Consider the following 10,441-nt stretch of genomic DNA (forward strand, 5'->3'; position numbering starts at 1 on the left):
CTGTCACCGAGGATCACGCGACTCACGTCGCGCGGGCAGTGCAGTGAGCCCGATCGCAAAGACGCTCGCGATGATGAGCGGGAGCAGGTAGCGGCCGAGGGCGATGGGGCTCGCCACGAGGAACGCCAGATTCACGAAAAGGGGCACCGTCGCCAGTACGTGGAGCGAGCTGCGACGTCGGATCGCGTACACGAGGGCGAAGAGGGGAATCCAGGAGCTGAACAGCGCCTTGGACATCAGTGGGTTGCCGTCCGAGAAGGCGTCGTACAGCTTGTTCGCCGCAACGCGAGCACCGTTGAGAACGGAGGACGTACCGAGTGCCTCGGTAGATATCGCCTCGACATCCTCGCGCGAAAACCTTTCGTAGGTCTTGCTCGTCCAGTGATCGACGTATCGATCGAGTGCGAGATTGCGCTGCAGTTTCACGGGCGTGACCGGAGCGAAGTACTCGAATGTGTTCGCGACGGTCGCCGAGAGTGCCGTGCCCGGGTAGCGCACGAGCTGGGCGAGCCAGACTCGTGCGTAATCGAGCTTCTGTTCGAGGGGCGCATCGACGTTCCAGCGGGCCTTCACGTTGTCCGACCGACGCGGGACGTACGCCTCCGCGAGCCCGTCGTAGCGGAGCATGGCATCGATCGCTTCGCGTTCGTCTCGCGGGATCTCGTCGCCATGCTCCGCAACGATGCGCGCGGTCTGCTGCACGGGGATCGTCATCATGTCCGTCGACGTTCCCGGCGCGACGCCGAGCGCCGGGAGAACTGCCATCGGCCAGATCACATTGGTGACGAGGAGAATTGTGCCCAGGCCCGCGAACAGACGCCAGCGTAGTCGGCGCGCGATGACGAACACGAGCACGACGGTGCAGATCACCAAGAGATAGCCGTTCGTTCGCTTTGCGAGCACGAGCGGGATGACGATCGCGATCGCGGCGGCGACGACCCAAGGCTTCGAGAGGACAGCCCCGCGCGTGCGCACGATCTCGACGAACAGGATGAGCGCCGGCATCCAGAAGATGACCGCGAAGGCGTCCTTGCTCATCACCGATGGTGCGATCACGTAAGCCGGGAACACCGCTGCGAGTATCGTCAATGTCCATCGGAGGCGAGTCGACATACCGAGTCGTCCGAGGTAGGCGATCCCAAGCGCAAGGCCAGCTGCAGTCGTCACCTCCTGAAAGAGCAGGTAGGTGAACAGCCCGACGTTCGGATCGCCGAGGAGATCACCGACGTCCCAGAACCAGCCGAACACCACCGTGTCGAACCACGGATGGTGGTTCTTCGCAGGGCTCATCCCCAACCATTCGATCCGCTGCGTCACGGTGTCGGAATCGATCGCGCCGGGAAAATGCACGATGAGCCACGTCAACCAACCGATGAGGATCACGCCGAACGACGGCCACATCCAATGTCGGACGGCGTCGCGCATCGAGCCGACGACGCCAGTCGGTTGTTCCCACGCGTGATCCAGCGCACGAAACAGCGCGGCGATGACGAGGGAGAGGACGAGCGCCAGCGAAGCCACCGCCAGGAGACCGACGAGAGCACCGCCGAGGGAACTCGTGAACCACTCAGCACTGTCGGTGGCCGCATAGGACGCACCGACCACCGAGAAGGCGCTGAGCAGGAAGGCCAGCGATGCGGCCCAGACATCGATGCGACGCCGGCTCGAATGATGAGCAGGTGTATCGGACGTGGGGGGGATGCTGAGAGCCGAGTCGTCCTGTGGTGAGCGGTGAGGAGTCCCGACGAGATGCACCACCGTATTCTAGCGACGTCGTTCGACATCCTGCGACGACTGCGTGGCGTCGCTGGCGTGCGTTGCTCCTCAGCCGACCGCCTTCTCGAGCTCGCGTGCGAGGAACGGCCCGAGCGTCGCGGCGTAGGTTCCGGTGAGGTGGTGCGCATCGCGGTACACGACCGCGTCGCCGATGACGGCGGGACAGGAGCCGTCGCGGCAGTAGAAGCCGGTGAGGTCGATGAGCCGCGCGTTCGGATCCCGTTCGACGGCGCTCGCCTTCCCGTCGTCGAGGAGCGCGACGTCCTGCGGCAGCGAGCACCGCTCGGCCGCCGTCGCCGGGTCCTCCGATACGCAGGTGACCGGGGTCTCGCCGAAATACGGGTTGTCGAGGAGGGCGAGCACGGGCACCGATGTGTCGGCGCGACGCTGCCACGCCGACGCCATGCCGTCGATGCGCTCGGCGCTCGCATCGACCTTGCCGCCGCGGCTCGCGACGAGGAAGGCGTCGACGCCGTCCGCCGACTGGACGTAGTGGTCGACTCGGTCGCGCCACTCCCCGCACGAGGCGGTCTGCTCGTCGGTCGCGAGCTCGAGATCCTCGTCCGTCCAGAAGCACCCCGCGTGGCCCGCGACGTCGATGCGCCATCCCAGCTGCCGGGCCGCCTCGCGATAGGCGGGGAGCATCGCGTTGTTGTGCGAGTCGCCGATCGCGACGATGCGCACCTCCGCATCGCGCGGGCCGTACGAGCACATGTTGAGCTCGGTCACGTCGGGGCCCGCCCAGCACTCGGCGACGTTGCCGTCGTCGTTCTCGATGTCGCCGAGCGCCGGGACGATCTCGACGCCGGCCTCGTCCGCGAGGTCGCTCGAGCTCACTCCGTCGGACGCACCCTCCCCGCAGGAGGCGTCCGCCGGATCCCATGCGGCGGCGCCGAAGCAGGCCGGCAGCTCCTGCACGAGCTCCTCCGTGACCTCGTGCACCTGCACCTCGTCGGCGCGCAGGAGCTGCGTGCCGCCCAGCGAGACGACGAGGACGCAGGCCATGCCCGCGGCGCTCCACGCCGCGATCGTGCGGGGCCGCCGCCCCTGGAGGAACCTCGGCGACGAGCGCACGACGTCCTCGACGTAGGTCGTCGACAGCCACGCGAACGTGAGCGAGGCGATGACGATCGCGACCTTGTGCGCCGTCGTGAGAGGGGTCCCCGTCACGAACGGCAGGACGACGATGAGGGGCCAGTGCCAGAGGTAGATCGCGTACGACACGCGCCCGAGGAACGAGATCGGCGCGAAGCGGCCGAGGGGCGCCAGCAGCGAGTGGCCGCCCGCCCAGATCGCGGCGGCCGTGCCGAGGACAGGCAGGGCGGCGGCCGCGCCGGGGAACGGCGTGGATCCCGTGTAGAGGAACACGCTCGCGAGGACGGCGAGCACGCCCGCCCCGGCGACGACGGATCCGATGCGGGCCGAGAGGAGGGGCCGCGCGAAGGCGAGCAGCGCGCCGGCGCCGAACTCCCACGCGCGAGAGAACGTCGAGAAATAGGCCTCGCCTGGGGCCGACTGCAGCAGCCACACGCTGTACGCGAAGGAGGCGACGGTGGCGACCGCGATGGCCGCGAACATCACGGCGCGCCAGGGGAATCGGCGGAGGGCCCACGCAGCGACGACGAGGAGGAGGGGCAGCATCACATAGAACTGCTCCTCCGCCGACAGCGTCCAGAAGTGCTGCACGGGCGACGCCGAGTTCTCGGCGGCGAGATAGTCGACGCTGTCGAAGAGCAGGCGCCAGTTCTCGACATACAGCGCCGACGCGGTGATCTCGCCGAGGAACTGGCGCCACAGCGACTGCGGGACCCAGACCACGACCGCCATGGCCGTCGCGAGCAGCACGAGCAGCGAGGCGGGCAGCAGGCGCGACGCGCGCCGCGCCCAGAACCGCCCGAGCGCGATGCGCCCCGTCGTCTCACGCTCTCGGATGAGGTGCGACGTGATCAGGTACCCGCTGATGACGAAGAACACATCGACGCCGACGAAGCCACCCGTCAGCCGGTTCGGCCACAGGTGATACAGCAGTACGCTCACGACCGCGAGCGCGCGCAGCGCCTGGATGTCCGGTCGGAACGAGCGAACCGCCTGTCGCGTGCCGCTCGCGGGAGCGGGAGCCGAAGCGGACGTCATGCGCCCCGTGGTCAGCCGGCCAGGATCCGGCGGAGGCCGCGCGCGACGCGCGCGGGGAGGCCGCCGAGCAGGCGGTTGGCGCCGCGAGCGACGCGGCCGGCCCGGCCGCCCGTGCGGGCGTTGACGCGCTGCGCGACGAGGCGCGCCGCCGAGACGGGCGCCTCGGCGCGCTCGGCGCGGATCCGCATGCGCCACAGCTCCTTCTCGAGGCGCGCGACGTCGGGATCCACGCGGACGACCCTCTTGTCGAGCTCATCGTTCTCGCGCAGATCCTTCAGGTGCGCGACCTCGCTCGACTGCCACTCGAAGCCCGCGATCTGCGCGACGACGTCCTCGAGGGGGCGCTCGTCCGTGACGTACGGGCGCGCGCGCTCGACGACGGCCGAGTTCCACACCGTCACGGCCTCGTCGTTGTCGTGGCCCGGCGTGAAGAAGCGCATCGCGCCGATCCACGGCTTGTCCATGCGGCGGTAGATCTCCTGCAGGCTGTCGCTCGCGAGCTCGACCGTGACGGGCATGTCGACGCGGAACGGCGCCGGGAAGACGCTCGTCGGGGCCTCCTCCGCGAAGATCACCCGATTGTCCGTGCGGAACCATTCCCTGACGAGGTACAGCTCGTTCATCGGATCGGCGAGCATGCGGCGCCGGCCCTCGTGCAGTTCGGACCACGGGCCGACGAGCACGACGTGCACGTCGTTCTGGGTGCTGTTGAGGATCCGGTCGACGCACGGGCGCGCCCACCGGGCCGTGTCGGGGGCGACCTCGACGACGACCTTCATGAGGGGCACCTCCCACACGCGGTTGTCGGCCTTGCGCCGGTAGCGCGGGATCGCCATGCGCTGCGCGAAGTGGACGTCGTTGTGCCACGCGACCTGCACGCCCTGGTGCTGCACGGTGCCGGGGCCCATATGCCAGCCGACCGCGTCGTGCGCGGGGATGAACACGGCGCCCGCCTGCCACAGCTGGTAGGCGATCTCGGTGTCCTCGCCGAGGTGCAGGCGGGTGTCCTGGCCGAACGTGCGGTCGTAGACGGCGCGCGTCACCGTGGCGCAGGCGCCCATGTGGGTCGAGTAGTTGCGGCCATCGGACTCGTTGAGATCATCCGTGCTGCGGTAGATCTCCTTCGACCAGTGCTCGTGCAGCGCGTCGCGGTCGTAGTCGTCGCCGATCGTGCCGGCCCTGACCTTCTCGTAGACCTCTTCCGGCGTGTACGTCCACTCCTCGATGAAGCCCTTCTCGCCGATCGTCGCGGCCTCGGGGATGAAGTGCGCCCACTTCGCGTGCTGCCGCACGTTGTCGCGGAACAGGATCATGTCGGAGTCGCACCAGTAGATGATGTCGCCCGTCGTCGCCTTGATGCCGATGTCGGTCGCGTTCGATCGGCCCCAGCCGTCGTTCACCTCGTGCACGCGGATGAGGCGCGTGTTCTTCGGCGCGTATTCGCCGATCTCGGCGGGCTCCTCGCCGCCGCCGTCGTCGAGGACGACGACCTCGAGGAGATCCTCGGGGTAATCCTGCGCGGCGAGCGACGCGAGCGTGAATTGCAGCGTCTTGCTCTTGTACGACGGGATGATGACCGACACCGACATCGTCGGCTCCCAGTCGTCGGGCACGGTTCCGTCGAAGACATCGCGCCAGCGATTGCGGGAGACGATCGACGGCGCGGCGGAGCGGGGGTCGGCGGAGATCACCGGGGCAGTTTAGCCTCCAGGTCACGGAAAGATCACAGCGAACGCTCGGCGGCGTGCGATGTCTCAGGGATCCCCCAGGGCGCGGATAGACTCGCCCCCATGCCCTCCGCGCCCGCCGATCGACGTGTCTTCAACTTCCCCGGGTGGCGCGACAACCCCTACGTGCAGATCCTGCAGTCGGAGATCACCGAGCGCGGGTATGAGCTCTCGGGGCGGCCCGATTTCCCGGAGGCGCTCATCGAGCTGACCTCGCCCGAGCGGCGCGGCGTCATCCACGTGCAGTGGACGAGCCCCGTGACGGAGTGGGCGGAGAACGCGAAGGACGCGCGGCGCCGCACCGACCTCTTCCTCGACGCCCTCTACAGCGCCAAGCGGTGGGGCCGGAAGATCCTCTGGACGGTGCACAACGTCCTCCCGCATGACGCGGTGTACCCGAAGACGGCGCTCCTCCTGCATGAGCGACTGGCGGAGCTCGCCGATGCGATCCACGTCATCTCGCCGCACACGGCAGAGCTCGCGGCGCCCGCGTACGCGATCCCCGCCGAGAAGGTCGTCGAGATCCCGCACAGCAGCTACGACGGCGTGTACGGCCCGGCCGTCGCACGGGACACGGCGCGCGCGGAGCTGGGCGTGCGCCCCGACAGCACGGCGGCGCTGGCGTTCGGATGGATCCGCCCCTACAAGGGGCTCGAGCACCTCGCGGCGGCATCCCGCATCGCCAGCGAGGGCGGCGCCGACATCGAGGTGCTGCTCGCCGGACGCCCGCAGGGCGATGTGCAGCACATCCTCGACGGGCTCGCGGACGGCCCCGCGACCGTCACGAGCAGTCTCCGACGCATCCTCCCGGAGGACGTGGCGACGTGGTTCTGCGCGGCCGATGTGCTCGTGCTGCCGTATCACGCGATCCTCAACTCAGGGAACATGTACCTCGCCGCCACCTACGGCCTGCCGATCGTGCTGCCGGACGAGCCTCATCTCGTCGCCGAGTTCGGCGACGAGGCCTGGATCCGCTTCTTCGATCGCGGGCGGCCCGACGAGTCGATCGCGGCGCTGCTGGCGGATCCGTGGTTCCGAGACGGCGAGGTGCGCGCCGCCGCGCGCGCCTTCGCCGATTCGCGACCTCCACAGGCGATGGCGGCCCGGTACGCCGACCTGATCGAGCGCCTCGCGCGCGGCTGACGGCGTCGCCACATCGCGGACGGGTAGCCTGTCTGCGCCTGATCAACGACCTTCCAGGGGGAATCGGATGCCACGCTCCGGCCGCCATGCCGCCACGACGCCGACGATGTGGGGAGACGGCCCGGCGCCGCTGCTCGCGACCCCTGACGACGTGACGTCGACGATCGGCATCGACTCGCCCCGCACCGATCGCGTACGGCTCGCCCTCGCAGACGCCGACATCCTCCGGCACCTCGCGCTGCCGCGGAACCCCGTCGTGTCGACGACCGAGCTCGAGGTGACGCTCGCGCACTGGGAGGCACCCGTGCCGCGCTGGCGCGGCCGCCTCGGCCAGGTGCGCGCGCTCGCCGGATTCGATGTGCGCTTCGACACCTCCCGGGGCCGCGCCACGGCCGTCGTCCGCACGACGGATCCGACGACCGTGACCGAGATCGCGAACGCGCTCATCCCCGTCTTCGTGCCGAACACCCCCTTCGCGGGCGCGGGCTTCCCGCTCGTCGCGATCGCCGACGGCGCCGGTGAGGAGGCGCTGCGCCTGCTGCCGACGCGGAGCGCACCGCCCGTCGAGCCGATGGTCGAGCGCCTGCAGGGCGTCGGTCTGCGCCGCGCGGACATGCTCATCGGCGGCCCGCGGCGCCTCGCCGATGAGCTGTCGACGCACCACCTCACGACGGGCGAGGCCGCCGTCGGACACCCGCGCACCGAGCTCCCGGCGCTCGACCTGCAGGTGCACAACCCGATCGGGCGCGAGCTCACCTTCAAGCCCTCCCGCCCCGCGCGCCGGCTCGTCGTCTCGGGGGCGCGCGCCCAGATCCTCGCGATCGAACAGGGGATGGGGAACCCCATCGAGTTCGACCTCCGGCGGCCGCTCTCGGCGGCCGTCGTGCGCGAGCTGCGCCGCGTCGAGAGCATCGACCTGTCGGGCCTGAGCGACGTCCCCGAGGGGCTCGCGGCGCGCTTCGCCGAGATCGCCGCGACCGACACGATCCTGCACGCGCTCCCCGAGGGGATCCGGATCCCCGAGGAGGCTCTCGCGCCCTCCCTCGTCGACGTGATCCGGCGCCCGTACCGCCAGCAGATGGGCCTCGAGCGCGACCTGCGCGCGGTCGAGGCGCGGCGCATCGCGATGCGCGAGCACGGCGGATTCTTCCGCCTCGCGCAGTCGATCGCCGAGCGCACGGGGGAGCGGTATCTCCCGCGCGTGAGCGTCGTGCTCTCGACGATGCGCAGCGAGCTCGTTCCCGGTGTCCTCGAGATGATGGCGAAGCAGACCTACCGTGAGATGGAGGTCATCGTCGTCGTGCACGGCGTGCCGGCCCCGAATGTCGACGGCGTCGACCTCGGCGACCTGGCGTACACGATCGTCGAGGTGCCGGACACGGTGCTGTTCGGCGGGGCGCTCGCCGAGGGGGTGCGGCGCTCGTCGGGCGACCTCATCACGAAGCTCGACGACGACGACTGGTACAGCGAGCATCACGTGTCCGACCTCGTGCTCGCCCACCTGTACTCGCGTGCCGACATCGTCGGGAAGACGACCGAGTTCCTCTTCTTCGAGGAGGTCGGCCAGACGGTGCACCGCACCTTCGCGACGGAGCGATACCACGACCAGGTCGCCGGCGGTGCGATGCTGCTGTCGCGCGCGACCTTCGACGCGCTCGGGGGATGGCGTCCGACCCCGAACTCGACCGACCGCTCGGTCCTGATCCGCATCGAGACGCAGGGCGGCGTCGCCTATCGCACGCAGAGCCTCGGATACATGTACATCCGCCACGCGTCGAAGCACACATGGGAACGCACGGCGAGCCAGCTCGTGCAGGGATCCTTCGAGCAGTGGCGCGGCTGGCGCTCGCCCGAGGTGGGGTACTGAGCGGGGCGTTGCCGCACCTCTGCGTCGAGCTGCGCATCGCACCGGGCAACGCGGGCTCGCTGCGCGTCGCCGAACGGGCGGGCTTCACCCGCGAGGGCACGGCGCGGAATGCGGGGTTCACGGACGCGGGGCGCGTGGACCTCGTCGTGTACTCGCTGATCCGGGCGGACGTGGCGGGGGCGCACGTCAGCGGGAAGTGAGGGATGGCGGAGCCGACATCTTCCGTGTCCGCTTCGTTTGTCGGTGGTCCCTCGTAGCCTCGGGTCATGGACGAGGAACGGCACGAGACGCGGCTCGAGAGGCTGGGGCTGACCCCGGCCGAGCAGGCGCGCGTGCGCGGCCTCGTCGAACAGGTCGTTGAGCGGGACCGGACGATCGCGCGGGCCGAGGGTGAGAAGGCCGAGCTGCTGGCCCAGCTCGCGGAGATCGCGGACGCGGAGGGCCGGCGGTCGGTGGCGTCGGACGGCCCGGAGTATGCGCGGCGGGCGATGGCCGCCGAGGTCGCGGCCGCGACACGGGTCCACCCGTCGGCGGCGAAGAACCGGATCGAGCAGGCCGAACGCCTCACAAGCGACTACCCCGTCACGCACGAAGCGCTGAAGTCGGGGCGGATCTCGAAGCGGCACGCCGACGTCATCGCCGCCACCGGGGCGGGTCTCGACCCGGGCGCGCGGGCGTCGCTGGATGCCCTGGCGGTGCCGTTCGCCGAGACCCGGACACCGCGGGAGCTGGAGAAGATCACGCAGAAGCAGGCCGCGGTCCTCGCCCCGACATCCCTGCGGGAACGGCACCAGGCCGCGCGGGAGGAGCGTCGGGTCGTCGTGACCGATCGTGAGGACGGGATGAGCGAGCTGTGGGCGTATCTGCCCACGTTCGAGGCGCGCGCCATCTACGACCGCGCCACCGAGATGGCGAAGATCATCAAGACCGACCGGCGGCGAGCCCGCCGCGCGTTCGACCGCGACCACGGGTTCGCGCCCGAAGACGGATGGGCCGCCCCGGTGACCGGCACACTCGACGGCACCGACCCGGTCGCCGTCGCGGCGAGTGACAGGCGGACGATGGATCAGCTGCGGGCCGACCTGATCGCCGATGTCCTGCTGTCCGCGGAGCCGACCGGGCACGAGCTGCACGCCTCCGGCACCGGGGCGACCCTGACGGGGATCGCGGCAACGGTGCAGGTGACGATCCCGGTCACGCAGATCCTCGACCCGGACGAGGGAACGGCCTGGGCCGATGACGGCGGGCTCGTCTCGCCCGACACGGCCCGCATCGTCGCCGGGAGCGCGGCCGGGTGGGAGAGGCTGTTCGTGAGACCCGAGACGGGCGAGATCGTCGCGGTCGACCGGTATCGACCCTCGGAGGCGCAGCGGCGGGCGTTGATCGGGCGAGATATGACCTGCCGGTTCCCGGGATGCACGACCCCGGCGCGGAAGGCCGACCTGGATCACTCGCGGGAGTATGCCCGCGGCGGGCCGACCACGATCGAGAACCTGGCCGCGCTGTGTGAGCCACACCACATGATGAAGCATCACTCCGGGTGGCGGCTGCGGCAGGTCGGGGGCGGGGTGATCGAGTGGACGAGCCCTGCCGGGATGGTCTATACCGACGAGCCGGTGTCCCGGGTGTTCTTCCAGGAGACCCCGGAAGCCGCGGAGGACGAGGCGCGGGAGGAGCGGCGCGAGGCCGAGGAGGCGCGATGTGAGGAGCGGGCACGCGAGCGGCGGGAGATCGAGCGGGCGAGCATCGCGCGGGCGCTGGACCGGATCGAGGCCGAGCACGAGGCGCGGGAGCA

At 70.2% G+C, this 10,441-nt stretch carries 7 protein-coding genes; 4 read left to right on the top strand and 3 right to left on the bottom strand.

Translation table 11 applies throughout. The features are described 5' to 3' along the window. Positions 1-3: 3 nt before the first annotated feature. From GB932_RS12115 to GB932_RS12125, 3 genes are all read right to left on the bottom strand, one after another. The gene (locus GB932_RS12115) at positions 4-1,755 is read right to left on the bottom strand and encodes a DUF6020 family protein (protein WP_197517459.1); all 1,752 of its coding nucleotides are present in this window, start codon (positions 1,753-1,755) and stop codon (positions 4-6) included. Positions 1,756-1,824: 69 nt separating this feature from the next. Further along, a complete protein-coding gene (locus tag GB932_RS12120) occupies positions 1,825-3,909 on the bottom strand; it encodes an acyltransferase family protein (RefSeq protein WP_156760958.1) in 2,085 nt (694 codons plus the stop codon). Positions 3,910-3,920: 11 nt separating this feature from the next. After that, a complete protein-coding gene (locus GB932_RS12125; protein ID WP_156760959.1) occupies positions 3,921-5,600 on the bottom strand; it encodes a glycosyltransferase family 2 protein in 1,680 nt (559 codons plus the stop codon). A gap of 99 nt (positions 5,601-5,699) precedes the next feature. Here GB932_RS12125 and GB932_RS12130 point away from each other — a divergent pair, with 99 nt between their 5' ends. The 4 genes from GB932_RS12130 to GB932_RS12145 all read left to right on the top strand — a co-directional run. Then, entirely contained in the window at positions 5,700-6,779 is a 1,080-nt protein-coding gene (locus tag GB932_RS12130; protein WP_156760960.1) for a glycosyltransferase family protein, read from the top strand. A gap of 67 nt (positions 6,780-6,846) precedes the next feature. Continuing rightward, positions 6,847-8,646, top strand: coding sequence for a glycosyltransferase family 2 protein (locus GB932_RS12135; protein ID WP_156760961.1), 1,800 nt, complete (start codon positions 6,847-6,849; stop codon positions 8,644-8,646). 8 nt (positions 8,647-8,654) lie between these two features. Then, entirely contained in the window at positions 8,655-8,846 is a 192-nt protein-coding gene (locus GB932_RS12140; RefSeq protein ID WP_156760962.1) for a GNAT family N-acetyltransferase, read from the top strand. 66 nt (positions 8,847-8,912) lie between these two features. Continuing rightward, a partial coding sequence (locus GB932_RS12145; RefSeq protein ID WP_156760125.1) for an HNH endonuclease signature motif containing protein occupies positions 8,913-10,441 on the top strand: 1,529 nt, incomplete at its 3' end.

The organism is Microbacterium karelineae (assembly GCF_009745985.1).
Classification (GTDB): Bacteria; Actinomycetota; Actinomycetes; order Actinomycetales; family Microbacteriaceae; genus Microbacterium; species Microbacterium karelineae.